This is a genomic window from Streptomyces sp. NBC_00038, assembly GCF_026343635.1.
GTDB lineage: Bacteria > Actinomycetota > Actinomycetes > Streptomycetales > Streptomycetaceae > Streptomyces.
Genome location: NZ_JAPELQ010000001.1, coordinates 3,089,127 through 3,113,298, shown reverse-complemented (window position 1 = coordinate 3,113,298; position 24,172 = coordinate 3,089,127). Strand labels below are relative to the sequence as shown.

General features: G+C 70.8%; 23 protein-coding genes. 15 read left to right on the top strand and 8 right to left on the bottom strand.

Annotated elements, in window-relative coordinates; all coding sequences use genetic code 11:
* Positions 1-52 precede the first annotated feature (52 nt).
* The 3 genes from OG219_RS14245 to OG219_RS14235 all read left to right on the top strand — a co-directional run bounded on the left by OG219_RS14245 (position 53) and on the right by OG219_RS14235 (position 2,926).
* Positions 53-1,543 (top strand): HtaA domain-containing protein, encoded by a 1,491-nt coding sequence (locus tag OG219_RS14245; RefSeq protein WP_266826487.1) that lies wholly within the window; start codon positions 53-55, stop codon positions 1,541-1,543.
* A 110-nt stretch (positions 1,544-1,653) separates the two neighbouring features.
* Positions 1,654-2,226, top strand: coding sequence for a hypothetical protein (locus OG219_RS14240; RefSeq protein ID WP_266836091.1), 573 nt, complete (start codon positions 1,654-1,656; stop codon positions 2,224-2,226).
* A 52-nt stretch (positions 2,227-2,278) separates the two neighbouring features.
* Positions 2,279-2,926 (top strand): PhzF family phenazine biosynthesis protein, encoded by a 648-nt coding sequence (locus tag OG219_RS14235; protein WP_266826485.1) that lies wholly within the window; start codon positions 2,279-2,281, stop codon positions 2,924-2,926.
* A gap of 255 nt (positions 2,927-3,181) precedes the next feature.
* Here OG219_RS14235 and OG219_RS14230 read toward each other — a convergent pair whose 3' ends face one another.
* Entirely contained in the window at positions 3,182-3,841 is a 660-nt protein-coding gene (locus OG219_RS14230; protein ID WP_266826483.1) for a heme oxygenase (biliverdin-producing), read from the bottom strand.
* 204 nt (positions 3,842-4,045) lie between these two features.
* On the bottom strand, positions 4,046-4,903 hold the full coding sequence (map, locus tag OG219_RS14225) for a type I methionyl aminopeptidase (protein ID WP_266826481.1): 858 nt from the start codon (positions 4,901-4,903) through the stop codon (positions 4,046-4,048).
* A 58-nt stretch (positions 4,904-4,961) separates the two neighbouring features.
* Here map and OG219_RS14220 point away from each other — a divergent pair, with 58 nt between their 5' ends.
* Positions 4,962-5,198, top strand: a complete 237-nt coding sequence (locus OG219_RS14220; protein WP_266826479.1) for a hypothetical protein — start codon at positions 4,962-4,964, stop codon at positions 5,196-5,198.
* Positions 5,199-5,444: 246 nt separating this feature from the next.
* On the opposite strand, the gene OG219_RS14215 is transcribed toward OG219_RS14220, so the two are convergent.
* Positions 5,445-6,047: a hypothetical protein gene (locus OG219_RS14215; protein ID WP_266826477.1), complete on the bottom strand. Its 603-nt coding sequence runs from the start codon at positions 6,045-6,047 to the stop codon at positions 5,445-5,447.
* Positions 6,048-6,147: 100 nt separating this feature from the next.
* Here OG219_RS14215 and OG219_RS14210 point away from each other — a divergent pair, with 100 nt between their 5' ends.
* From OG219_RS14210 to OG219_RS14200, 3 genes are read left to right on the top strand one after another with little or no spacing between them, the layout of a single operon-like run.
* Positions 6,148-7,245 (top strand): exo-alpha-sialidase, encoded by a 1,098-nt coding sequence (locus OG219_RS14210; protein WP_266826475.1) that lies wholly within the window; start codon positions 6,148-6,150, stop codon positions 7,243-7,245.
* 37 nt (positions 7,246-7,282) lie between these two features.
* Positions 7,283-8,011 carry an NADPH-dependent F420 reductase gene (npdG, locus tag OG219_RS14205; RefSeq protein WP_266826474.1) on the top strand — a complete coding sequence of 243 codons (729 nt, stop codon included), beginning with the start codon at positions 7,283-7,285 and terminating at the stop codon, positions 8,009-8,011.
* Positions 8,012-8,067: 56 nt separating this feature from the next.
* A complete protein-coding gene (locus tag OG219_RS14200; protein WP_266826472.1) occupies positions 8,068-8,256 on the top strand; it encodes a hypothetical protein in 189 nt (62 codons plus the stop codon).
* A 19-nt stretch (positions 8,257-8,275) separates the two neighbouring features.
* Here OG219_RS14200 and OG219_RS14195 read toward each other — a convergent pair whose 3' ends face one another.
* Positions 8,276-9,076, bottom strand: a complete 801-nt coding sequence (locus OG219_RS14195; protein ID WP_266826470.1) for a site-2 protease family protein — start codon at positions 9,074-9,076, stop codon at positions 8,276-8,278.
* 221 nt (positions 9,077-9,297) lie between these two features.
* Here OG219_RS14195 and OG219_RS14190 point away from each other — a divergent pair, with 221 nt between their 5' ends.
* Positions 9,298-12,567, top strand: coding sequence for a BTAD domain-containing putative transcriptional regulator (locus OG219_RS14190; protein ID WP_266826468.1), 3,270 nt, complete (start codon positions 9,298-9,300; stop codon positions 12,565-12,567).
* 38 nt (positions 12,568-12,605) lie between these two features.
* Here the strand turns inward: OG219_RS14190 and OG219_RS14185 are convergent, their stop codons facing one another.
* From OG219_RS14185 to OG219_RS14175, 3 genes are all read right to left on the bottom strand, one after another.
* The gene (locus OG219_RS14185; protein ID WP_266826466.1) at positions 12,606-13,430 is read right to left on the bottom strand and encodes an ABC transporter permease; all 825 of its coding nucleotides are present in this window, start codon (positions 13,428-13,430) and stop codon (positions 12,606-12,608) included.
* Entirely contained in the window at positions 13,427-14,452 is a 1,026-nt protein-coding gene (locus OG219_RS14180; RefSeq protein WP_266826463.1) for an ATP-binding cassette domain-containing protein, read from the bottom strand. The genes OG219_RS14185 and OG219_RS14180 overlap by 4 nt, the downstream gene beginning before the upstream one ends.
* Positions 14,453-14,542: 90 nt before the next feature.
* Positions 14,543-15,472, bottom strand: a complete 930-nt coding sequence (locus tag OG219_RS14175) for a sulfurtransferase (RefSeq protein ID WP_266826461.1) — start codon at positions 15,470-15,472, stop codon at positions 14,543-14,545.
* A 458-nt stretch (positions 15,473-15,930) separates the two neighbouring features.
* Here OG219_RS14175 and OG219_RS14170 point away from each other — a divergent pair, with 458 nt between their 5' ends.
* The 5 genes from OG219_RS14170 to OG219_RS14150 all read left to right on the top strand — a co-directional run bounded on the left by OG219_RS14170 (position 15,931) and on the right by OG219_RS14150 (position 20,664).
* Complete coding sequence (locus OG219_RS14170) at positions 15,931-16,866, top strand: ABC transporter substrate-binding protein (RefSeq protein WP_266826459.1); 936 nt, start codon at positions 15,931-15,933, stop codon at positions 16,864-16,866.
* A gap of 129 nt (positions 16,867-16,995) precedes the next feature.
* Entirely contained in the window at positions 16,996-18,033 is a 1,038-nt protein-coding gene (locus tag OG219_RS14165; protein WP_266826458.1) for an ABC transporter substrate-binding protein, read from the top strand.
* Complete coding sequence (locus tag OG219_RS14160) at positions 18,030-18,803, top strand: ABC transporter permease (RefSeq protein ID WP_266826456.1); 774 nt, start codon at positions 18,030-18,032, stop codon at positions 18,801-18,803. Before OG219_RS14165 ends, OG219_RS14160 begins: the two co-directional genes overlap by 4 nt.
* The gene (locus tag OG219_RS14155; protein WP_266826454.1) at positions 18,800-19,594 is read left to right on the top strand and encodes an ABC transporter ATP-binding protein; all 795 of its coding nucleotides are present in this window, start codon (positions 18,800-18,802) and stop codon (positions 19,592-19,594) included. Before OG219_RS14160 ends, OG219_RS14155 begins: the two co-directional genes overlap by 4 nt.
* Positions 19,591-20,664, top strand: coding sequence for a phosphotransferase enzyme family protein (locus OG219_RS14150; RefSeq protein WP_266826452.1), 1,074 nt, complete (start codon positions 19,591-19,593; stop codon positions 20,662-20,664). Before OG219_RS14155 ends, OG219_RS14150 begins: the two co-directional genes overlap by 4 nt.
* A 90-nt stretch (positions 20,665-20,754) precedes the next feature.
* Here OG219_RS14150 and panB read toward each other — a convergent pair whose 3' ends face one another.
* Complete coding sequence (gene panB, locus OG219_RS14145; RefSeq protein WP_266826450.1) at positions 20,755-21,642, bottom strand: 3-methyl-2-oxobutanoate hydroxymethyltransferase; 888 nt, start codon at positions 21,640-21,642, stop codon at positions 20,755-20,757.
* Between the two features lie 207 nt (positions 21,643-21,849).
* On the opposite strand from panB, the gene OG219_RS14140 reads away from it, so the two are divergent.
* Entirely contained in the window at positions 21,850-23,442 is a 1,593-nt protein-coding gene (locus tag OG219_RS14140; protein WP_266826448.1) for an MFS transporter, read from the top strand.
* Positions 23,443-23,499: 57 nt separating this feature from the next.
* The gene (locus tag OG219_RS14135) at positions 23,500-24,120 is read left to right on the top strand and encodes a TetR/AcrR family transcriptional regulator (RefSeq protein WP_266826447.1); all 621 of its coding nucleotides are present in this window, start codon (positions 23,500-23,502) and stop codon (positions 24,118-24,120) included.
* Positions 24,121-24,172 lie beyond the last annotated feature (52 nt).

The following is a 24,172-nucleotide window of genomic DNA, read 5'->3' as shown; positions in this document are numbered from 1 at the left end:
CCATTGCACCGTCCGCCACTCGGCGGACCACCCATCGAGGAGAACCACCTTCATGTCCGTCAGAGCCCGCCGCCCTCTCGCCCTCGCCGCAGCCGTCGCCACGGCCGCCGCACTGGGTGCCACCGTGCTCGCCACCGCCGGCGCGCCCACCGCCGCGGCTGCCGAAACCCCGCTCAGCGGCTACGAGTTGACGTGGGGCATCAAGCAGTCGTACCGCACGTACGTGACCACCTACGCGGCGGGCACCTTCACGGCGACGGACGGCGCCACGCAGGCCGCGGACAACGGCGCGTTCACCTTCGTCGACGGCACCGGCACCTACGACACCACGGCGCACACGCTCGACCTCGGCTTCAAGGGCAGCCTGAACATCGTCTCCCAGGCACACGGCTTCGACATCACCCTGTCCGACGTGAAGTTCGACAGCGCCACCACCGAGATCACCGCCGACGTGACGAAGACGACCACCTCGGCGACGGGCGCGACGCCGGTCACGACGAAGTCGGAGGACGCGCCGCTCGCCACGGTGACGGTCACCCGCGACATGAAGGACATGGCGACCAAGCTGACGGCTGAGGCGGCGGACATCCTCGGCAGCGCGTCCTACGCGGACGCGGCCGGGGACCCGCTGACGCTGGTGCAGAAGACGACGTCGCAGTCGCCGGACCCGGACCCGTCCGACTCGACTTCCCCGTCCCCGTCGAACTCCGACTCGACCTCTCCGTCGCCGTCGAACTCCGAGTCCGCTTCCGGGAGCGCGTCGCCGTCCCCGTCGGCGTCCGCATCGCAGACCCCGACCGCGGGCGAGATCACCGACGGCACGCTCGGCTGGGGCGTGAAGGAGTCCTTCCGTACGTACGTCGTGAGCGGCGTCGCCCAGGGCGAGATCACCGCGTCCGGCGGTGCGACCCAGGCCACCGGCAACGGCGTCTTCACCTTCGTGGACGGCACCGGCACCTACGACACCGACGCCGACACCCTCTCCGCCTCCTTCGAGGGCGCGGTGAACTTCAAGGGCCATGAGGACAACGGCACTTACGGCCTCGACCTCACCCTCAGCGACCTCAAGGCGGAGCTCGACGGCGGCACCGGCGAACTGACCGCCGACGTCGAAAGCCTCGGCGAGAAGTCCGAGGACGTCGTCCTCGCGAAGCTCAAGGCTCCGTCGGCCCAGCTGACGGTCGAGGACGACGTGATCGAGCTCGACGACGTCACGGCCACCCTGACGGACGCGGGCGCGGAGGCGTTCGGCGGCTTCTACACGACAGGCACCGAACTCGACCCGGTGGACCTGGCCGTGGCCGTCGACGAGGACGCCCAACTGCCGGGCGGCGACGACGAGTCGACCCCCAGTGCCTCGGCCACGTCCACCACCACGGGCGGCACCGGCACGACCGGCTCCACGACCGGCGGCGACACCGGTTCGCTCGCCTCGACCGGTTCCGACGTCCCGGCCGGAGCACTCGGCGCCGCCGCCGCGGTGACCGTCGCGGCGGGTGCGGGCGTGGTCCTCGCGGTACGCAGGCGCCGTACGGTGTCGTAGTCCCGCATCCATATCCATAGGCGCGACTGATGCAACAGCCCGCCCCAGCCCTGGCCGGCCGCTCGTCGGCGGTTCCGTGGGCCAGGGCGGGCTGAGACGCTCTGTGCGTGATGGAGCGAGCCGGTGAGTCGCGGGGCGAGGTTGTCAGCCCGGGGAAATACGCGCGTATCGAGAGGGAGCGAAGGTTCCTGCTGGCGGGGCCTCCCGCTCCTTCGTCGGTCACCGCCACGCGGGTGATCACGGACCGGTACCTGGTGGGGACGCGTCTGCGTCTGAGACGGGCCGAGCGTCCGGACATCGGCGGCTGCGAACTCAAACTCACCCAGAAGGTTCCCGCCGGTCAACTGGGCGCCGTCCAGGGGCTGATTACGAACACCTACCTGTCCCCGGCCGAGTACGACCTGCTCGCCTCGCTGCCCGCCGCGGTGCTGTCCAAGACGCGGTTCAGCGTGCCTCCCTTGGGAGTTGACGTCTTCGAGGGCCCGCTACGGGGCCTGGTTCTGGCGGAGGCTGAGTTCACCGGCGACGGGGAGGCACTCGGCTTCGTGCCTCCCCCGGAGTGCGTGGCCGAGGTCACGGACGATGCCCGCTTCACCGGCGGGAGGCTTGTCGGGACTTCTCGGGAGCGGCTTTTGGCGTGGCTGGGCGAGTTCGGAATCCGTCCATGCGCTCCTCAATGGTGAGGGGACGGGGGAGGGGGCGGGCTCCTTGTACGAGTGGTGTTTGAATGCCGGAGTGACTGATTACGACGTGCTGCGGGTCTTCTGCGGGCCCGGCGGGCGATACGGCAACGAGCTCGGGGTCGTCCGTGAGGGTTCCGTCATGCCGGACGTCGAGGAGCGGCAGGCGTTCGCCGCGAAGCTCGGGTTCAGCGAGACGGTGTTCGTGGACGACCCCGAGCGCGGGGTCATCGACATCTACACGCCCACCCTGCGGCTGCCGTTCGCCGGGCATCCGTGCGTCGGCGCGGGCTGGCTGCTCGATGTGCCCGAACTCGTCACGCCCGCCGGGGTGGTGGGGGTCCGGCTGGACGGTGAGTTCAGCTGGATCGAGGCTCGGGCCGAGTGGGCACCGGCGCGTACGGTGCGGCGGTACGACTCCGCCGCCGAGGTCGACGCGCTGCCCGTGCCGCCGTCCGGGGAGTGGATCTACGCCTGGGCGTGGGAGGACGAGGCCGCGGGGCGGGTGCGGGCGCGGGCGTTTCCCGGCCGGGACGACGGGATCGTCGAGGACGAGGCGACGGGGGCGGCGGCGCTGCTCCTTACGGCTCGGCTGGGGCGGGCGCTCAACATCGCCCAGGGGGCCGGGTCCCAGATACTTACGGCGCCGCAGCCGGGGGGATGGGTTGAGGTGGGGGGTCGGGTGCGGTTGGTGCGGGGGTGAGGGAGGGGTGTTTTTCGCCCCCGCCGCCCCTACCCGTCCCATCCGTTCCTGGGGGCTCCGCCCCCAGACCCCCGATCGCCCGAAGGGCTCGTCCTCAAACGCCGGACGGGCTGAAGACTCTCCGGCTCGGGCAGGATTTTCAGCCCCTCCGGCGTTTGAGGAGCGGGGTCTGGGGCGGAGCCCCAGAAGGATGGGACGGGTAGGGGCGGCGGGGGCGAAAGATCCCCGGCCCGGGCTCAAGGAAGGGTCATGCCCTCACGCCGTCAGCGGGAACTCTTCCCCCAGTGCTCGGAAGACCGCCGTGTTCAGGGCGAACGCCCGCTTGCACTCCGTCACGATCCGCTGCTTCTCCAGGTCGTCGGCGTGGATGCCGTCCAGGAGTTCGCGGTAGGTGCGCTTGAAGGCGGCGGGGTTGGTGATGTCCTCGAAGACGTAGAACCGCACGCCGTCGCCCTTGCGGGCGAAGCCCCAGGTCTGTTCTGCCTTGCCGCGGATGATCTGGCCGCCGGAGAGGTCGCCGAGGTAACGGGTGTAGTGGTGGGCGATGTAGCCGCCGGGCCAGGTGCGGGAGCACTCCGCGACGCGGGCCGCGTAGGCCTGGGTCGCGGGCAGGGCGGTGAGGGTCGCCTGCCAGTCGGGGCCCCGGAGGTGGGCGAGGTCGGCCTCCAGCGCGGTGCGGCGCATCAGTTCACGCTGGATGAAGGGCCCGGCCAGCGGGTCGGACGCCAGCTTGCCGGCGTCCGCCTCCAACGCCTCGTACACGAACCACAGTTGCTCGGTGTAGCGCGCGTACGCCTCGACCCCGAGCCTGCCGCCGAGCAGGTCGCTCATGAACGTCGAGGTCTCCGCCTCCGTGTGCTGCTCGTGCGAGGCGGTGCGGATGAGCGTCGAGAACGCTGTACCCGACGAGTTCATGGTGGACCTCCGGTGGTGAGGACAAGGCGACAGCCAGTCGGATTTTCTATGGTTAGCCTTACCTAAGTCAACTGGTTCCCGACGTCCTGTCGGTAAAAACGTACCCCGAATCCCGTCCGGGCCCACATGGAACAGCCCGCCCTGTGGACAGGGCGGGCTGAGGGCGGGCTGGTTGCCGCTCGGAAACTACGGAAACTAGGGAAATTACGGCAGGGTGAGGATCTCGGCGCCACTGTCGGTGACGACCAGCGTGTGCTCGAACTGCGCCGTCCGCTTCCGGTCCTTCGTGACGACCGTCCAGCCGTCGTCCCACATGTCGTACTCGTGCGTACCGAGCGTGAGCATCGGCTCGATCGTGAAGGTCATCCCGGGCTGGATGACGGTCGTCGCATGAGGGCTGTCGTAGTGCGGAATGATCAGACCGGAGTGGAAGGAGGAGTTGATCCCGTGCCCCGTGAAGTCCCGGACCACCCCGTACCCGAACCGCTTCGCGTACGACTCGATGACGCGCCCGATGATGTTGATCTGGCGGCCGGGCCTGACCGCCTTGATGGCGCGGTTGAGCGACTCTTGGGTCCGCTCGACGAGCAGCCGGCTCTCCTCGTCGACGTCACCGACGAGGTAGGTGGCGTTGTTGTCGCCGTGGACCCCGCCGATGTACGCCGTCACGTCGAGGTTGATGATGTCGCCGTCGCGCAGCACCGTGGAGTCGGGGATGCCGTGGCAGATGACCTCGTTGACGGAGGTGCACAACGACTTGGGGAAGGCCCGGTAGCCGAGGGTCGAGGGGTAGGCCCCGTGGTCGCACATGTAGGCGTGCGCGACCCGGTCCAGCTCGTCCGTCGTCACACCGGGTGCGATGAGCTTCGCGGCCTCGGCCATCGCCCGTGCGGCGATCCGCCCGGCGAGCCGCATCGCCTCGATCGTCTCGGGCGTCTGCACCTCCGGACCGGTGTACGGCGTGGGCGCGGGCTTGCCCACGTACTCCGGGCGCCTGATGTTTCCCGGGACGGGACGGGTGGGAGAGAGCTCCCCTGGTACGAGCAGCGACTGGCCAGACATGCCAGCGAGTCTAACCAGCGGGCGTGGGGGACCATGTCCGTGGCGAAAGGAGCCGGTCATGGCCCTCTTCAAGAAGCGCACCGTCGGCAAGCCCGGCGAGTGGTACTACTGCCTGGAACACAAGAAGGTCGAGGAAGGCCCCGACTGCCCGGGCAAGGACCGTTTCGGTCCCTACACCTCACGGGCGGAGGCCCAGCGCGCGATGGAGATCGCCCGGGAACGCAACCTCGAATGGGAGACGGACCCGAAGTGGCACGACGCGAAGGGCGCGGCGCCGGGGCCTGAGGAGGACTGAGGCCGCGGGTGGCACGTGCGGGGCGGGGTCCCGGTGTCCCCGTCGGAGGCGCCGCGAGCTACCTGCCGAACGCGCCGCGAGCTGTCCGCCGAACGCGGCGCGAGCTGTCCGCCGAAGGCGGCGAGGAGAGGCGAGTCGGGCGGGTGGGCGGGAAAGGTCTTTCGACGGTGCCCGCCGCAGGCGGTCAGGAAGACCGAGTCGGGTGGGCGGGCGGGCAAAAACCGCGAAGCGGCAAGCCCCCCCCGCTCACCACCGCACAGCCGGCGGATCCGTCAACTGATCCGCAAGCCGGGACAGCCGGTCCCGAATCCGCCGCCGCCCCCGCGGAGAAGGCAACGCATTCTCCCCAACCCCCGCACTCACAAGATGCTGAACCGTATCGAGGTCGAGCTCGGGCCCACCCGGCACGACCAGCACCTCATGAGCCAACGCCGGCAGCTCACCACCCCCCGCGGACAGCGCAAGCACAGTCGCCCCGGCCCGCCGAGCATCATGAACCCGCTCAAGCAGCGGACCCCCCGGCACCCCGGGCGACACGACAAGCAACGTCTCCCCACGCCGAGCGGCCTCGATACGCCCCAGCCCCACCGCAAGGTGGGCGGGCCCGGCCGCCCGCACCGCATGCCGCACCAGCGTCGGCGAAAGCTCCGGCGTCCCCGACCACGCCGCCTCGTCGACCAGATGCGCGGCGAGATGCCACGGCTCGTACTCCTCCGTGCCCACCAGCAGCAACCCGCCCCCGTACGACACCACGGACCCCCGCAGCACCCCGGCGAACCGCCGCGTGGCCCCCAACCACTCGGTCCCGGCAAGCACTTCACGCAACAACGCGACCCGTACGGCGTCCATGGAGACGGATCCTGCCGCAACCAGCCACTCGTGACCCGGAGTTCATGACGAATTCACCCGAGTTGGGGAGGGCGCCGATTCAAGCAGCAAGGAGAAACACATGACGAACAACGCGGCCACCGAGGAAATCGAGACGTCCGTTCCCTTCACGGCAGGCCAGGAAGGCTACGCGAGCTTCCGTATCCCGGCCGTCGTCGCCACCGGCTCCGGGACCCTGCTCGCCTTCTGCGAGGGCAGGGTCGGTTCCCGGGACGACTTCGGGAACATCGACATCGTGCTGAAGCGGTCCACGGACGGCGGCCGCACCTGGGGCCCGTTGCAGGTCGCCGCCGAGAACGGCGAGCACCTCTCGGGCAACCCCGCCCCCGTCGTCCTGGACACCGGCCGCGTCCTGCTCGTCCATGTCCGCAACACGGCCCTCGCCACCGAGGACGCCATCCGCCGCGGCAAGCTGTCGGCCGCCGACGGCCGCCGTGTCTGGGTCCAGCACAGCGACGACGAAGGCCTCACCTGGTCGAGGCCCGCGGACATCACCGCGCAGACGAAGAAGGACACCTGGCGGTGGTACGCCACCACGCCGGGCCATGCCCTCCAGCTGACCTCCGGCCGGGTCGTCGTCCCCGCCAACCACTCCCTCCCGCCGAAGGGCACGGACAACGGCACCGAGGGCAAGTACAACGGCGGCCACTGCCTGCTGAGCGACGACGGCGGCCTGACCTGGCGCATCGGATACGTGGACGACGACCCGAACGGCTACATCAACGCGAACGAGACCACCGCCGCCGAACTCCCCGACGGACGCGTCTACTTCAACACCCGCAACCACGCCACCGCCCCCGGCACCCGCGCCGACGCCCACTCCCGCGACGGCGGCGAGACCCTGGTCAAACCCTTCCGCCCGCAGGCCGGCCTCACCGCCCCCGTCGTCCAGGGCAGCGTGCTCCAGCTCCGCGACCCCGACCTGCTCCTCTACTCCAGCCCCGCCGCCCCCGGTTACCGCGCCCTGATGACCGTGCGCGCCTCCATCGACGGCGGCATCACCTGGCGCCCCGCGCACACGGTCGACGGACTGCCCGCCGGGTACTCCGACCTCGTACGCGTCGACACCACGACCGTCGGACTCCTCTACGAGACGGGCGACTTCGGCGCGTACGAGACGATCACCTTCCGCCGTATCCCCGTGACGGCTCTCACCTGACGCCCACCCGTCGGACCGGCGCACGTAAAGTCGGCCCATGACCTCTACTGACAGCGCACCGAACGCCGTACCGAACGCCGCTCAGAAGGCCCCCGCCAAGGACCCCTGGGACCTCCCCGACGTGTCCGGGCTCGTCGTCGGCGTACTCGGCGGCACCGGTCCCCAGGGCAAGGGCCTCGCCTACCGGCTCGCCAAGGCCGGCCAGAAGGTGATCATCGGGTCCCGGGCCGCGGACCGCGCGCAGAGCGCCGCCGAGGAGCTCGGGTACGGCGTGGAGGGTGCCGACAACGCCGAGTGCGCGCGGCGCAGCGACATCGTGATCGTCGCGGTGCCGTGGGAGGGGCATGGCAAGACGCTGGAGTCCCTGCGCGAGGAGCTGGCCGGCAAGCTCGTCGTCGACTGCGTCAACCCGCTCGGCTTCGACAAGAAGGGCGCGTACGCGCTGAAGCCGGAGGAGGGCAGCGCCGCCGAGCAGGCCGCCGCCCTGCTGCCGGACTCGCGGGTCGCCGCGGCCTTCCACCACCTCTCCGCCGTGCTCCTCCAGGACCCGGAGATCGCGGAGATCGACACCGACGTGATGGTCCTCGGCGAGGAGCGGGCCGACGTGGAGATCGTGCAGGCGCTCGCCGGACGCATCCCCGGCATGCGCGGCGTCTTCTCCGGGCGGCTGCGCAACGCCCACCAGGTCGAGTCCCTGGTCGCCAACCTGATCTCGGTGAACCGGCGCTACAAGGCCCACGCGGGCCTGCGGGTGACGGACGTCTGAGCCGCGTGGGGGACACTGGTGGCAAGCAGTGTCCCCCCGACAGGAGCCGATGTCCCATGCCCCGCCTCGCCGTCTACGCCCTCGCCGTCTGTCTGCTCTCCGTCGCCGCGGCCGTGGTCTCCTTCGTCCAGGGCAGCCTGCTGGGGATCGTGTGGGTGCTGATGGCCGGACTGTCGTCGAACATGACGTGGTACTACGCCCGGCGCGGCAGGACGCGTGGCGACTCCGGATCCGTCACGAGCTGACGGTTCACGAGCTGACGGCTCACCGGTCGACGGTGCAGTACTCGTTGACGTCGCCCCAGAAGCGGTACAGGTTCTGGCCGCAGTAGCGATCGACGTCGTCGATGCCCAGGCCGCCCAGGATCCAGTAGATAGCGTCGAAGAACGCGGCGTTCACCTGCGGGATGAACAGCACCCCGAACACGGCGAGCAGGCCGAACGGCGCGAACGGCTCCACCTGGCGGCGGATGTTGTGCGACAGCCAGGGCTCGATCACGCCGTAGCCGTCCAGGCCCGGCACCGGCAGGAAGTTCAGGATCGCCGCCGTGACCTGGAGCAGCGCGAGGAACGCCAGCGCGTAGCGGAACGGGCCCGGCACCCCGTCCAGGGCGTCCAGCCAGAACGGGGCCGTGCAGACGATCGCGAACAGGACGTTGGTCAACGGGCCCGCCGCCGAGATCAGACTGTGCCTCCAGCGACCCTTGATCCGGCTCCGCTCGATGAAGACCGCACCGCCCGGCAGACCGATCCCGCCCATGATCACGAAGATGACGGGCAGCACGATGCTGAGCAGTGCGTGCGTATAGGCGAGCGGGTTGAGCGTCAGATAGCCCTTCGCCCCGATCGAGATGTCCCCGCTGTGCAGGGCGGTGCGCGCGTGCGCGTACTCGTGCAGACAGAGCGAGACGATCCACGCGGCCGTCACGAACAGGAACGCGGCCAGTCCGGGCTGCTCGGCGAACCCGGTCCAGGTCGCCCAGCCGGTCACCGCCGTCACAGCCACGATCCCGATGAAGACGGGGCTGATCCTCCGGTCACTGCGGCGGGTCGCTGCGGTGGTCATGGGGCTCCCTGGACTGATACGCATGAGCTCGGCCTGCCCGACCGTACCGGGCGCGTTCGGAAAACGTCTCGCGATCGTCCATTGGTTCCGGGGAGGGTGGGGGGATGGGGCCCTGGCAGGTGTTCCCGTACGAAGGACCGGGCCGTCCGGTGCCATGACCAGGCCGGCCTCCTGGTCGAAACCCCTGTGCCCGATCCCCGCCCCTGACGCCACCGGAGACAATGGACCCCGTGCGCTACCGCATCCTCGGCACCACCCAGGCACTCCGCCCCGACGGCACGCCCGTCCCGGTCGGCGGGGCGCGGCTGCGTGCCCTGCTGACTGTGCTTGCGCTGCGGCCCGGGCGGACCGTGCCGGTGTCCGTCCTGGTCGACGAGGTGTGGGACGGGGAGCCGCCCGCGGACGCATCCGCGGCGGTGCAGGCGCTGGTCGGGCGGCTGCGCAGGGCGCTCGGCGCGGGCGCGGTGGACTCGGTGGACGGCGGCTACCGGCTCACCGCGGGCGCGGACGACATCGACCTGCACCGGTTCGAACGGCTGGCCGGTGAGGGAGCCCGCGCGCTGGCCGACGGCGACCCCGCGAAGGCGGCCGTCGTCCTCGACGACGCCCTCGGGCTGTGGCACGGCCCGGCCCTCGCCGACCTCCCGGACCGCACCGCCGAGTCGGCCCGCTGGGAGACCCGCCGCCTCGACGCCCGCCGCGCCCGCTTCACCGCGGCCCTCGCCCTCGGCGACGCCGAACGGTCACTGCCCGAACTCACCGCCCTCTGCGACAGCCACCCCCTCGACGAGCCCCTCCAGGCCCTGCGCCTGCGCGCCCTGCGCGACGTGGGCCGCCCGGCGGAGGCCCTGGCCGCGTACGAGTCCGTACGACAGCTCCTGGCCGACCGCCTCGGCTCGGACCCGGGCCCCGAACTGCGCGCCCTGCACGCCCAGTTGCTGGACCCGGCGCACACGAGCACCCCCACCTCGCAACCCGCCCGCCCCGGCAACCTCCGCGCCCGTCTCACCTCCTTCGTCGGCCGCGAGGCCGACATCGACACCATCCGGGGCGATCTCGCGGCGGCACGGCTCGTGACGCTGCTCGGGCCCGGCGGGGCGGGGAAGACCAGGCTGTCGCAGGAGGCGGCGGAGACCGTGGCCGACGCGGCGCGGGACGGGGTGTGGCTCGCCGAACTCGCTCCGGTGGACGACCCGAAGGCCGTCCCCGAGGCCGTGCTCACCGCCGTCGGCGCCCGCGAGACCGTGCTGCGCGGCGCCGGCGCCGAGGAGATGCGGGCCGTCTCCGAGCGCCACGACGACCCCCTCAACCGGCTCGCCGAGCACTGCGCCAAGCGCCGCATGCTGCTCATCCTCGACAACTGCGAGCACGTCGTGGACGCCGCCGCACACCTCGTCGAGGAGCTCCTCGAGCGCTGCCCCGGACTGACGGTGCTCGCCACCAGCCGTGAACCCCTCGGCGTACCGGGGGAGTTGCTGCGCCCCGTGGAGCCGCTGCCCGAACCCGTCGCGCTGCGGCTGCTCGCCGACCGCGGGGCGGCGGCCAGGCCGGGATTCCGGATCGACGCCGATGACGAGACCGCTGCGGCCGCCGCCGAGATCTGCCTGCGCCTGGACGGACTGCCGCTCGCCATCGAACTCGCCGCGGCCCGGCTGCGGATGCTCACCCCGCGGCAGATCGCCGACCGCCTCGACGACCGGTTCCGCCTGCTGACCTCGGGTGCCCGCACGGTGCTGCCGCGGCAGCAGACGCTGCGCGCCGTCGTGGACTGGTCCTGGGATCTGCTCGACGAGGACGAACGCGACGTACTGCGGCGGCTGTCCGTGTTCGCGGGCGGCTGCGATCTCGCCGCCGCCGAGGCGGTCTGCGGACCCGCCGCACTGGAGTCGCTGGGTTCCCTTGTCGACAAGTCCCTTGTCGTGGCCGCCCCTTCGGCCGACGGAGGGATGCGCTACCGGCTCCTGGAAACCGTCGCCGAGTACGCGGGCGAGCGCCTCGACGAGTCCGGCGACCGCCCGCCCGCCGAGCGCGCCCACCTCACCTACTACCGCGAACTCGCCCGCACCACCGACCCCGTGCTGCGCGGACACGGCCAGGCCGCGGCGATCGCGCTCCTTGAACGCGAGTACGAGAACCTGCGCACCGCCCTGCGGCACTCCGTGGCCGAACGCGACGAGCAAGAGGCCATCTGCCTGGTCCTGTCGCTGAACTGGTACTGGCAGATGCGCGACCAGCGCATCGAGGCCCGCACCTGGTCCGCCGAGGTCATGGCCCTCTTCCCCGACCCGTTCGCACCGCCCGTGCGCCAGGCCGCCCCGCTGTACGAGAGCTGCACGGCCGATCCGCCGCCGCTGCGCCCCGAGGTCCTGGAAGAGGCACGGCGGGGCGTGCACCTCGTCCATCTCGCCGGTATGGACATGGACTTGGCCACCTGGCAGTCCCCGGACGGCCAGGAAAGGCTGCGCATCATCGCCGAGACCTACCGGCCTGGCCTCCCGCAGACCTGCCGAAGCCCCGGCAGCCTCTGGTTCTACGCCGTCCTGCTCACCGGTGACATGGACCGGATGCGCTCCGTCATCGACGTGACCATCACCGCGTGCCAGGAGCTCGGCCTCGAATGGGAACTCGCCGTCGCCCTCCAGATGCGCGCCAACGTCCTCGCCAACCGCGCCGACTGGGCGGGCGACGCGGCCCGTGACGCCGACCAGGCGCTGGAGATCTTCGGCCGCATCGGCGATGCCTGGGGTGCCGCCGAGGCACTCTCGGCGCGCGGTGAGGCCCGTGAGCGCAAGGGCGAGTACGGGCCTGCCGCCGCGGACTACGCGGAGGCGAAGGCGTACGCCGAACGGCTCGGCGCCCGCTCCCAGGAGGCGGTGCTGAGCGTCCGCCTCGGCAGCATGTTCATCGAGCTGGGCGAGCCCGAGCGGGGCGAGCGGATGCTGCGCGAGGTGCTGGCGCAGGGCCAGGGAGCCGTCAACGAGGCCATGCCCGCGGGCCGGCTCTTCCTCACCATGTGGCTCGGCCGCACCGGCCGGATCGACGAGGGACGTGAGCAACTACGCCTGCTCCGTGATGAGTTCGCGGCCAGCTCGTTCGTCATCTTCGACGGGTACGTGATCGGCATCGAAGCCTGGCTGGACGCGATCGACGGACGGTACGCGGAAGCCCGGGACAAGGCGCGGCTGGCCCTGGAGCGGTCCGTGGACCCGCTGTCGCGGATGGTCGCGCCGAACCTGATCTCCGCACACCTGACCACCGCCGTCATCGCCCTCACCGGCCTGTACGGCGCAGACCGCGCCCGCGACGCGGCCCGACTCCTGGGCGCCGCCGACCACTTCCTGCCGCCGGGCCACTTCGCGGCCCCGGCCGAGGACGAGATGCGCACCAGGGCGGAGGCCGGCCTGCGGGCCCTGCTCGACGACGCGGCGTACGAGGCCGCGTACGCCGAAGGCGGCGGGCTCTCCATGGAGGAGGCCGCCGCCCTCATCTGACGCGGACCGGACCGGGCCCTCGCTCCGACTGCCCAACGTCAGCTCTTGGTACGGAACTTGTGGATGGCGATCGGCGCCATCACCAGCGTGAGCACCGCCGTCCAGCCGAGGGTCACCCACAGGTCGTGCGTGACCGGGCCGCCCACCATCAGACCGCGCGTGGTGTCCGCGAGCGAGGACAGCGGGTTGTAGTCGGTGAAGTTCTGCAGCCAGCCGGGCATCGTCTGCGTCGGGGAGAAGATGGACGACCCGAACTGCAGGGGCATCAGGACCAGGAAGCCCATGGCCTGCACGGACTGGGCGTTCTTCATCGTCACACCGAGGACCAGGAAGATCCACATCAGGGACGAGCCGAAGAGGGCGGAGAGCCCCACGGAGGCGAACAGGCCCGGCCAGTTCGTGATGTCGAAGCCCACGAGTACGCCGACGACCATGAGGATCGCCGTCGCGACGAGCATCCGCATCAGCTCGACCACGATCTTGGCGAAGAGCACGGAGCCCTGGCCGATCGGCAGGGTGCGGAAGCGGTCCATCACCCCCTTCTGGAAGTCCTCGTTGAAGCCGGTGCCGACGGCCATCGCGATGTTCATGCAGGTCATAGCCATCAGACCGGGCACCACGTACTGCACGTACTGGTCCTGGCCGCCGCCCAGCGACTGACCGATGGAGCCGCCGAAGACGTACACGAAGAGCAGGGTGAAGACGACCGGCATCAGGATGGCGTCGAACATCGACTCCGGGTCCTGACGGATCCACAGCAGGTTGCGGCGGACCAGGGCGCCGATGTGCCGCGCGTGCGCGCGCGGGGTGATGCGGGCCTCGTCCTTCACGGCGAGGGGGGCATCGATGACGGCGGTACTCATGCGGAGACCTCCTCGTAGGCGCGGGCCGGGGTGCTGTCCTGCGGGGCACTGGCCTTGTGGCCGGTGAGGGACAGGAACACCTCGTCCAGACTGGGCAGTTCGGTGCTGATCGAGGCGATGGTGATGCCGCGCGCGGTGACCGCGCCGACCACGGCGGTGAGCTGCTCGTCGCTGAGGATCGGGACCAGGACGGTGCCGCTCTCGATGTCCACGGCGGAGGTGGCGAGGCCGGTGAGGCCCAGCTCGTCGAGCATCCCGGCCAGCGGGCGCAGCTCCAGCGGGTCCACCGGGCGGACCCGCAGCGTACGGCCGCCGACCTTCGCCTTCAGCTCGTCGACCCGGCCGCTGGCGATGACCTTGCCGTGGTCGATGACCGTCAGCTCGGAGGCCAGTTGCTCGGCCTCCTCCATGTACTGGGTGGTGAGCAGCACGGTGGCGCCGTCGGCGACCATCCGCTTGACCTCCAGCCACACCTCGTTGCGGGTGCGCGGGTCGAGGCCGGTCGTCGGCTCGTCCAGGTACAGCACGGCAGGGCTGCCGATCATGGATGCGGCGAGGTCGAGGCGGCGGCGCATACCACCGGAGTACGTCGCCGCCGGGCGCTTGGCGGCCTCGGTGAGCGAGAAGCGCTCGAGCAGCTCGTCGGCACGCCTGCGGGCGTCCTTGCGGGGCAGATCGAGCAGCCGCCCGATCATGTAGAGGTTCTCCCAGCCGGAGAGCTTCTCGTCGACCGCGGCGTACTGGCCGGTGAGCCCTATCACGCGGCGCAGCTGCCGGGGCTGCTTCAGCACGTCGTAACCGGCGACCGTCGCCCGACCGGAGTCGGGGGTGATGAGGGTGGACAGGATGCGGACGAGGGTGGTCTTGCCGGCGCCGTTGGGCCCGAGCACACCGCGGACGGTGCCCTCGTGCACGTCCAGGTCCACACCGTCCAGCGCCTTGGTCTCGCCGTAGTGCTTGACCAGCCCCCGTACGCTGACGGCGGCCCTGCCGCCTGTGGGGTTGTTGTCGATTCGCGTCATGACCATCAAGGTGCCAGCCGCCACCGACAAACCACCTACAGCTCGCCTACAGCCGCCTACACGCCACCGACACCACGGTGTCCTCCCAGGTCAGCCCTGTTGTACGAGGGGCCGCGCGGGGTCGGCCGACCACTCCTCCAGGGAGCCGTCGTACAGCGTGACGTCGTCCCGGCCGAGCAGTGTCAGCGCGAGGGCGGCGCCGGCCGCCGAGATTCCGCCGCCGCAGTACAGGACGACGGGGGAGGCGGCGTCGTCGAGCACCGCCCCGACGCGCGCGGCGAGTTCGGCGCGCGGCAGGAACCGTCCCGCCTCGTCGAGCAGCCCCCGCCCGGGCAGGTTCAGGCTGCCGGGGATGTGCCCGCGCCGCGAGTACCGGGTCGGCGCGCTGCCGTCGAACCCGGACTCCGGAAGCGCGCAGACGAGGGTGCCGGGCCGCTCGCCGCGCAGGACGGCGTCGACGTCGGGGAGAGCGGCCCAGGCGTGGGGGAGGGGGACGGGCGTGAGAGGTCCCGCCGCTGCCGGAGCGGGCTCCTCCTGCTCGCCGAGGACCGGCCGTCCGGCCGCCTCCCAGGCCTGCAGACCTCCGTCGAGTACCGCCGCCGGCACGGAGATCGCCCGCAGCATCCACCACAGCCGGGCCGCCCAGATGCCGCCCCCGCTGTCGTACGCGACGACCTCGCTGCCGTCCCGCACACCGAGCCGTTGCAGCGCGGCGGCCAGCGCCTCCGGTGCGGGAACCGCGAAGTGGTACGGCGCCTCGTGGTCCGAGAGCTCGCCCGTGAGGTCCGCGTGGCGGGAGCCCGGGATGTGCCGCTCGGCCCACTGGGCGTGGCCGCTGCCGGAGCTGTAATCCCCGTCGTGGCCCGGCGACGGAAGCAGCGCGGTGGCGTCGAGGACGACCAGCCGGGGGTCGTCGAGACGGGCCGCGAGCCAGGCGTCGTCGACCAGCGGTCCGGGAAGCAGCGGTCCGGGGAGAGGGAGTCCGGGCAGCGGGAGTCCGGAAAGCGGGGCGTCGGTCATGGCGGGGATGCTAACCCGAGGGCATGTGCGGAGCACGCCTGAGCTGGGACATCTCGCTGGCTGGGCAGATCGGTCCCACATGGTGGATCACGCTTGCGCAGGCATGGATGCCGGGGGTTATGGTTTCGGCCATCTACGCGGGAGCCCCTACCCGGTTGGGCTGAGAGGGCGTCTGGGATCCGAGTCGGCGTTGTCCGGCGACGATCCCCATGGGAACGCCGACCGCACCACTTGAGCCTCGGAGACCACTGCCCGATCCCGGTCGGATCGGACGACGGCCTCCGTGCCCCGCGTAGGAGTACCGCATGTCCTCAGCAGTCGAGCAGCAGTGTCCCCCGGCGCCCGCCGCGGCGGCCCGCTCCTGTTGTTGACCCACGCGGTCTCCCCCTCCCCTCCTTCTTTCCCCACCAGGCCCGCACTCCCGAGTGCCGCCCTGCCGTCCGCGGAGTTGTCTGCCGATGTCGCACGTCCGAGTCATGCTCGACTACTTCCACCCCTGGCCGAATTCCGCCGGTCTGTACGTCGCCCGGGACCGCGGCTGGTACCGCGAGGCCGGCCTCGACGTGGAACTCGCCGTCCAGGATCCGGGACGCGGTGACACCCTGGAGTACCTGACCCGCGGCGAGGTGGACTTCGGCATCTTCCCGCCGAACCGCCTCCTCGCCCGCCGCGCCGCTGACGGCTCACCACTGCTCGGCGTCGCCGCCGTCAACCACCGTGCCCTGGAAGCGATCCAGACCGCCCGCTCGACCGGGATCACCCGCCCCCGCGACCTCTCCGGCCGCCGCCTCGCCTACAACCCGACTCCCCGCGGCCGCGCCATGGTCCGCCACCTCGTCGCAGCCGACGGCGGCGACCCGGACACCGTGATCACCGTCGACGCCGGCTACCGCGAACTCACCGTCGACGACATAGCGGCCGGCGAAGCCGACGCCACCTTCGGCAACTACTGGTCCTGGGACGCCCTCCGCGGCGACCTGCCCGAGACCGATCGGCTGACCTGGCCGGTCGACGAGATCGGCGCCCCCCGATACCACAGCTACCTCCTCGGCACGAGCGAAGCCTTCGCCGAAGCCCGCCCGGACCTGGTGCGCGCTTTCCTGTCCGCCACCGCCCGCGGCTACGCGGCCGCGGCGGCCGAACAGGACCGCACCCGCGCCCTGTTGGAGCGCGTGATCCCCTACTTCTCCCGCCCCCTGATCGCCCGCTCCCTCGCCCTGGTCGCCCCGACCTGGACCGGCGCCGACGACCGGTGGGGCGTGATCGACGAGACCCGCATGGGCCCGTACGCCGACTGGCTCGCCCGGCACGGCGCCATCGCGCACGCCCGCGACTGGGCGTCCTCGTACACCAACGACCTGCTCGAAGCCCATGCCCCGGCGGCCGCCAAGTGACCTGCCAGGCAAGGGATCTGACGAGGCGTATGGCCGTGGACCTGATGCGGGTCAGCAGCGCGCTGTGTCGGGCGTGAGCAACACCGCCACGTCCCCGTCATCGCCGCGCCGCCCCCTTCGAGGATCCCCATGAGACGCCGTACGTCCGCCCTGCTCGCCATATCCACCACCGCCGCCCTCGCCCTGACCGGCTGCGCCTCGGGCGACTCCACGTCCGCCGCCGCCGAGGACGGCACCACCACGGTCACCCTCGCCCTGGACTGGACCCCCAACACCAACCACACCGGGATCTACGTCGCCCAGCAGAAGGGCTGGTTCAAGGACGCCGGCATCGACCTGAAGATCGTGCCGTACGGCACGACCGCGCCCGAGACGCTGGTCGCCAACCACAAGGCGGACTTCGGCATCTCCTACCAGGAGGGCGTCACCACCGCGCGCGCCGCGGGCCAGGACATCAAGTCGGTGTACGCCGTCACCCAGAAGACGAACGTCACGGTCTCCGTACGCGCCGACCGCGACGACATCACGTCCCCCAAGGACCTGGACGGCAAGACGTACGCGGGGTTCGGCGCCCCCTACGAGAAGGCCCTGCTCCAGAAGGTCATCCAGGCGGACGGCGGCAAGGGCGACTTCAAGCAGATCACGCTCAACACCTCGGCGTACGCGGCCCTTTACGCGGGCAAGGCCGACTTCGCGATGCCGATGCCGACCTGGGAGGGCCTGGAGGCCAAGGAGACGGGCAAGCCGCTCAAGTACTTCGCGCTCGCCGACTACGGAGTCCCGGCGATCTACTCGACCCTCATCGCCTCCTCCGGCCAGTACCTGAAGGACAACCCGGAGATCGCCAAGAAGTTCCTCGCCGCGGTCGACAAGGGCTACGAGTACGCCGCCGATAGCCCGGACCAGGCCGCCGACCTGCTCATCGCGGCCAACAAGAGCACGCTCACCAACACCCAACTGGTCAAGGAGAGCGAGCAGTTGCTCGCCAAGGAGTACTACCGGGCCAAGGACGGCACCATCGGCACCCAGAGCGCCGAGCGCTGGCAGGACTTCGCCGACTTCGACTTCAAGTCCGGCCTGCTGACCGACGCGAACGGCAAGAAGCTCACCAAGGCCCCCGACGCCTCGGAGTTCTTCACCAACGACTATCTCCCGGCCGCCCGGTGAGAGCGGCACTGCGTGCCGTCTGGCCACCCCTCCTCGTCCTCGCCGTCGTGGTCGGCGGCTGGCAGACGTACGTCACCGCCGCCGGCGTCGACCCGACGGTGCTGCCCAGCCCCGACCGCGTACTGAACCAGGGCTGGGCCAACCGCACCGACCTGTGGGACCAGACCCTGCCCACCCTCCAGGAGACCCTGCTCGGCTTCGCGCTCTCCTTCGCCGCCGCCTGGCTGGTCGCCGTGATCCTGGACTTCTCGGCCGCGGCCCGCCGGGGCCTGTACCCACTCCTGGTCGCCTCGCAGACCATCCCGATCGTCGCCGTGGCGCCCCTGCTGATCATCTGGTTCGGCTTCGGGCTGCTGCCGAAGATGCTGGTCGTGACCCTGACGACGTTCTTCCCGCTCGCCGCCAACCTGGCGGCGGGCTTCGCGTCCACCGACCGCGACGCCATGCGCCTGCTGCGCTCGCTCGGCACCGGCCGCTGGCGCGCCTTCCGGCTCGTCCGCGTCCCGAGCGCGCTGCCGCACTTCTTCACCGGGCTGCGCGTCAGCATCACCTACGCCGTCGTGGGCGCCGTCTTCGCCGAGTACGCGGGCGCCGAGAAGGGCCTCGGCATCTACATGCAGGCACAGAAGAGCGCGTTCCGCACGGACCTCGTCTTCGCGGCGGTCGTGGTCACCGCCCTGCTGAGCATCGCCCTGTTCCGGGCGACCTATCTGCTGCAACGGCTCGTCCTGCCCTGGGAACGGACGCTGCTGAAGGAAGGCCGGACATGAGTCTCCAAGTACGAGGAGGTCTCCAAGTACAAAGTGCCGGAAAGGCGTTCGGGCCACTCGAAGTGCTGCGCGACCTCGAACTCACCGTGGAACCAGGCGAGTTCGCAGCCGTCATCGGCCCGAGCGGCAGCGGCAAGAGCACCCTGTTCAACCTGATCTCCGGCCTGGACACGCCCACTTCGGGCGAGATCCTCATCGACGGCGCCCCCGCGTCCGTGGCCTCCGGCAAGGTCGCGTACATGCCCCAGAAGGACCTGCTGTTCCCCTGGCGCACGGTGCTCGACAACACCGCGCTCGGCCTGGAGGCCCAGGGCGTACGGAAGAAGGAGGCGCGGCGCCGGGCGGGCGAGCTCTTCGAGGCCTTCGGACTCGACGGCTTCCAGTCCTCCTACCCCTTCCAGCTCAGCGGCGGCATGCGCCAGCGCGCGGCCCTGCTGCGCACCGTCGTCCTGGAGCGCCCCGTACTGCTGCTCGACGAGCCGTTCGGCGCGCTCGACTCCCTCACCCGCACCGAGATGCAGCTGTGGCTGGCCGACATGTGGCAGCGCTACCGCTGGACCGTCGTCCTCGTCACCCACGACATCCGCGAGGCCGTCCTGCTCGCCGACACCGTGCACGTCCTCTCGCCACGCCCGGCTACTGTCGTCGAGCGTGTCGAGGTGCCACGCTCGGGCCCGCGCGGCCTGGAGGCCCTGACCGAACCGGAGTTCGCGGCGACCGAGCGGCACCTGTTCGACGCGCTGAGCGGCCGGCCGAACAAGATTGAGCAGGACAAGGTGGTGACCGGATGAGCGGCCTGCTGGCCCACGGCATGGGCACCGACCCCGTCGCCCCCGACTGGCCGCCGCTCACCGACGCCGAGGTCGAGGCCGTCGTCGGCCCCGCGCGGGTGCTGTGGCGCAGCCCGCGCCCGCTGTCCGCAGCCGCCCTCGTCGACCGTGGCGGACGGCGGCTGTTCGTGAAACGCCACCACCGCGACGTACGCACCCTCGAAGGCCTGGCCGAGGAACACGCCTTCCTGCGCTACCTGCGCGAGCGGGGCGCGCCGGTCGTCGAGGTGCTGGGCGCCGAGGCGCGCGGGGAGTGGGTGTACGAGGTCCACTCGGCCGGGACCGGGACGGACCTGTACCGGGACGCGCTGTCCTGGTCGCCCTTCGTCTCCGTACGTCATGCCCGTGCCGCCGGTGCCGCACTGGCCCAACTGCACCTGGCCGCAGAGGGGTTCGAGGCCCCACGCCGCCGCACGCAGCACCTGGTCTCCTCCTTCACCGTGTTCGCGGCGGTCGACCCCGAGGCCGCCCTGGAGGCCTACGCGGCCGGGCGCCCGGCGCTCGCCGCCGCGTTGGCGCGCCGCCCCTGGCGGGACGACCTGCGCGAGGTCCATCTCCCCTTCTACGAGCGCCTGTTGCCCTACCTCAGCCGTCTCGCCCCGCTCTGGACCCACAACGACTGGCACGCCTCGAACCTGCTGTGGGACACGGCGTCCGGCGAGGTGTCCACCGTCCTCGACTTCGGCCTCAGCGACCGCACGACCGCCGTCCACGACCTGGCCACCGCCATCGAGCGCAACACGGTGCAGTGGCTGGACCCGTCCCGCCCGGTCCGCTTCGAGGACGTGGATGCACTCCTCGACGGCTACACGTCGGTACGCCCGCTCAGCGCGGTCGAGTCGGCCGCCCTGCCCGAACTGCTGCCCCTCGTGCACGCCGAGTTCGCGCTCTCCGAGATGGGCTATTTCCACGGGGTGACCCGGTCCGCGGAGAACACGGCGCTGGCGTACGAGTACTTCGTGGGGCATACGCGGTGGTTCGCGGGGGAGGACGGGGCGCTGCTGCTGAAGAGGGTGCGCGAGCGCGTGTAGAAACGGCGACGACCCGTCGACGGGGGAAGTTCGACGGGTCGCCTCGTTGCCGCAGTGGCTCGGTGGACCTCGCAAGGCCCTTACTTGATCTCAGTGCACGGAGTGCTCGTCCAGCGGGAACGTTCCGCCGATGACGTCGTCGGCGAACGCCTTCGCCGCGTTGCCCATGACCTCGCGCAGGTTGGCGTACTTCTTGACGAACTTCGGCATCTTGCCGCCGGTCAGCCCGAGCATGTCGGTCCAGACGAGGACCTGCGCGTCCGTCTCCGGGCCCGCGCCGATGCCGACCGTCGGGATGTGCAGGGTGCGGGTGACCTCGGCGGCCAGCTCGGCCGGGACCAGCTCCAGGACGACGGCGAACGCGCCCGCGTCCTGGACCGCCTTGGCGTCGCGCAGCAGCTGGTTGGCCGCCTCCTCGCCGCGGCCCTGCACGCGGTAGCCCATGGAGTTCACGGACTGCGGGGTCAGCCCGATGTGGGCCATGACGGGGATGCCCGACTCCACGAGGAGCTCGATCTGGCGGTGCGAGCGCTCGCCGCCCTCCAGCTTCACCGCGCCGACCCCGGCCTCCTTGACGAGGCGGGTGGCCGAGCGCAGCGCCTGGACCGGTCCCTCCTGGTAGGAGCCGAAGGGCAGGTCGGCGACGATCAGGGCGCGCGAGGTGCCCCGTACGACCGCGGCCGACAGCATGGTCATCTCGTCCATGGTGACGGGCACGGTGGTCTCGTACCCGAGGTGGCAGTTGCCCGCCGAGTCGCCGACGAGCATGACCGGGATGCCGGCCTCGTCGAAGACGGACGCGGTCATCGCGTCGTACGCCGTGAGCATGGGCCACTTCTCGCCGCGCTCCTTGGCGGCGGTGATGTCGCGCACCGTGATACGTCGGGTGCTCTTGCCCCCGTACAGCGCCTTGCTGCTGTCGGTGGACGGGCGCACACCCTCCGTGGGCTGCTCGGCGGCAGCCGAAAGCTGCGTCATCGCAACGGCTCCTTCTGTCATCTCGAGGCGCCCTGACGGCGTCCCCGGATCACCTCCATGGTGGCACCTCGTGCCAATCGCGGCTAGACCGGGCCCCAGACCCACCCGGGGGGTCTCATCCCTGCGACCTAGGTCTCTTCGCAAGGTCTCCGTAAAGCATTTTCGATACGAGACGGTGCCGTATCGAATATCGCTAGGCTGTGCCGCATGACAACTTCCGCTCCCGCTACCGAACGACACGTGTCCGAGGCGGTGCACAAGCGCCGCTGGGCCATCCTCGGCGTGCTCATGTTGAGCCTGCTGATCGTGGTGCTCGACAACTCGATCCTGAACGTCGCGATCAAGACGATCTCGACCCCCGAGCCCGTCGGCCTCGGCGCCACCCAGGGCGAGCTGGAGTGGGCCATCAACGCCTACACGCTCGTCTTCGCCGGACTGCTCTTCACCGCGGGCCTCCTCGGCGACCGGCTCGGCCGCAAGAAGATGCTGCTCGCCGGTCTCGCCGTGTTCGGCATAGGTTCGGCCCTGGCCGCCGAGTCCGGCTCGCCGGTCCAGCTCATCGTGTTCCGCGCGGTGATGGGCTTCGGCGCCGCGTTCGTGATGCCCGCCACCCTCTCCGTCCTGATGAACGTCTTCGAGCGCGACGAGCAGCCCAAGGCCATCGGCATCTGGGCCGGCGGCGTCGGCCTCGCCATCGCGATCGGCCCGATCACCGGCGGCGTACTCCTGGACCACTTCTGGTGGGGCTCGGTCTTCCTGGTCAACGTCCCGATCGTGATCATCGCGATCGCCCTGATGATCTGGCTGGTTCCCGACTCACGTGACCCGAACCCCGGCCGTGTCGACCCGATCGGCGTCGTCCTGTCCGTCGTCGGCCTCGTCCTGCTGGTCTACGGCATCATCAAGGGCGGCGAGCTGGCCGACTTCACCGATCCGACGGTCCTCCTGACCATCGCGGCCGGACTCGCGGTACTGATCGCCTTCGTCGTGTTCGAGAAGCGCAGCGACCACCCGTCCATCGATGTCACCTACTTCAAGAACAAGGTCTTCTCGGCCGCGATGTCCGCCATCGCGCTCGTGTTCTTCGCGCTGATGGGTGTGACCTTCTTCTCGGTCTTCTACACGCAGAGCGTGCGGGGCTACTCGCCGCTCCAGACCGGTCTGTTGATGCTGCCGCTCGCCGTCGCCCAGCTCATCTTCGCGCCGCGCGCCCGCCTCGTCGTCGACCGGTTCGGCAACAAGGCCACCTGCACGGCGGGGCTGCTGATCATCGCCGCGATGCTGGCCGCGTTCGCCACGCTGGAGGCGGACACGCCGATCTGGATCCTGGAAGTCATCTTCTTCTTCATGGGCACCGGTATGGCGCACATCATGACCCCGACCAGTGTCGTGATCATGCAGGCCCTGCCGCGCGAGAAGGCGGGCTCCGCGTCCGCCCTCAGCAACACCTTCCGCCAGGTCGGCGGCGCACTCGGCATCGCCGTCCTCGGCTCCGTCCTCTCCGCGGCCTACCGCAGCGGCATCGAGGACAAGCTCTCCCTGGTCCCTGCCGGCCTCCGCGACGCCGCCGGCGGGTCCATCGAGGCCACCCTCGGTGTGGCCGCCCGGCTCGGCCCCGAGGGCAAGGCCCTGATCACCCCCGCCAACGACGCCTTCCTGCACGCCATGCACGTCACCGCCCTGTGCGGCGCGGGTGTCGCCGTCATCGGCGCGTTGGTCGTGTTCCTGTTCCTGCCGGGCCGGACTCCCGCGCCGCAGGAGGGCGAGAAGGAGGTGGAGTTGGTGAAGGCGGAGCACTGACCAGCCGCGTACACCAGGGAGAATCACCCCAGGTCCGACAGAGAAACGGAGTTCGACGTGAGCCTCGCCGGCAGCCAGGACAGGCAAGAGGGCCCCCCGAGGGGACGCCCCCGCAGCGAGGCCGTGGAACGCTCCATCCTCGAAGGCGTGATGAAACTCCTGGAGGAGGGCGTGCCCCTCGGCGAGGTCTCCATCGAGCGCGTCGCCCGCACCGCGGGCGTCGGCAAGGCGACCATCTACCGCCGCTGGAGCGGCAAGGAGGAACTCTTCGTCGACGTCCTGCGCGCCGCCGAGCCCCCGGACCCGGAACTCCCCGGCACCTCGATGCGCGACGACCTCGTCGTCCTCCTGGAGTCGCTGCGTCTTCGTGCCCTGGCCAACCGCTCGTCGGCGATCCTGCACAACGTCTACGTCCAGATGAAGAGCAGCCCCAAGCTCTGGAGCGCGTACCACACGACCGTCATCCACCCCAGGCGCCGGATGGGCCAGGAAGTCCTGCGCCGCGGACAGGAGAACGGCCAGCTCCGTGCCGACACCGACATCGAACTGCTCTACGACATGTTCGTCGGCCCCATGCTCGTACGCACCGTGATGCACCCCGAGTCCGCACTCCCCGAGGACCTCGCGGAGCAGATCGTCGACAGGGTGTTGGAGGGACTGCGCCCCGCCAAGCCGTAGCCGCCGAGGCGACCGCTCACGCCACTCTGCGCACATGTTTTCTGACGGGCCG

Coding starts and splice junctions, on each gene's coding strand:
- map (WP_266826481.1), bottom strand. CDS start 4,903: ATGTCTGGCCAGTCGCTGCTCGTACCAGGGGAGCTCTCTCCCACCCGT.
- OG219_RS14180 (WP_266826463.1), bottom strand. CDS start 14,452: ATGACGCGAATCGACAACAACCCCACAGGCGGCAGGGCCGCCGTCAGC.
- panB (WP_266826450.1), bottom strand. CDS start 21,642: ATGACGCAGCTTTCGGCTGCCGCCGAGCAGCCCACGGAGGGTGTGCGC.
- OG219_RS14195 (WP_266826470.1), bottom strand. CDS start 9,076: ATGACCACCGCAGCGACCCGCCGCAGTGACCGGAGGATCAGCCCCGTC.
- OG219_RS14240 (WP_266836091.1), top strand. CDS start 1,654: ATGGAGCGAGCCGGTGAGTCGCGGGGCGAGGTTGTCAGCCCGGGGAAA.
- OG219_RS14210 (WP_266826475.1), top strand. CDS start 6,148: ATGACGAACAACGCGGCCACCGAGGAAATCGAGACGTCCGTTCCCTTC.
- OG219_RS14140 (WP_266826448.1), top strand. CDS start 21,850: ATGACAACTTCCGCTCCCGCTACCGAACGACACGTGTCCGAGGCGGTG.
- OG219_RS14200 (WP_266826472.1), top strand. CDS start 8,068: ATGCCCCGCCTCGCCGTCTACGCCCTCGCCGTCTGTCTGCTCTCCGTC.
- OG219_RS14190 (WP_266826468.1), top strand. CDS start 9,298: ATGGACCCCGTGCGCTACCGCATCCTCGGCACCACCCAGGCACTCCGC.
- OG219_RS14245 (WP_266826487.1), top strand. CDS start 53: ATGTCCGTCAGAGCCCGCCGCCCTCTCGCCCTCGCCGCAGCCGTCGCC.
- OG219_RS14155 (WP_266826454.1), top strand. CDS start 18,800: ATGAGTCTCCAAGTACGAGGAGGTCTCCAAGTACAAAGTGCCGGAAAG.
- OG219_RS14185 (WP_266826466.1), bottom strand. CDS start 13,430: ATGAGTACCGCCGTCATCGATGCCCCCCTCGCCGTGAAGGACGAGGCC.
- OG219_RS14230 (WP_266826483.1), bottom strand. CDS start 3,841: ATGAACTCGTCGGGTACAGCGTTCTCGACGCTCATCCGCACCGCCTCG.
- npdG (WP_266826474.1), top strand. CDS start 7,283: ATGACCTCTACTGACAGCGCACCGAACGCCGTACCGAACGCCGCTCAG.
- OG219_RS14175 (WP_266826461.1), bottom strand. CDS start 15,472: ATGACCGACGCCCCGCTTTCCGGACTCCCGCTGCCCGGACTCCCTCTC.
- OG219_RS14165 (WP_266826458.1), top strand. CDS start 16,996: ATGAGACGCCGTACGTCCGCCCTGCTCGCCATATCCACCACCGCCGCC.
- OG219_RS14170 (WP_266826459.1), top strand. CDS start 15,931: ATGTCGCACGTCCGAGTCATGCTCGACTACTTCCACCCCTGGCCGAAT.
- OG219_RS14215 (WP_266826477.1), bottom strand. CDS start 6,047: ATGGACGCCGTACGGGTCGCGTTGTTGCGTGAAGTGCTTGCCGGGACC.
- OG219_RS14150 (WP_266826452.1), top strand. CDS start 19,591: ATGAGCGGCCTGCTGGCCCACGGCATGGGCACCGACCCCGTCGCCCCC.
- OG219_RS14220 (WP_266826479.1), top strand. CDS start 4,962: ATGGCCCTCTTCAAGAAGCGCACCGTCGGCAAGCCCGGCGAGTGGTAC.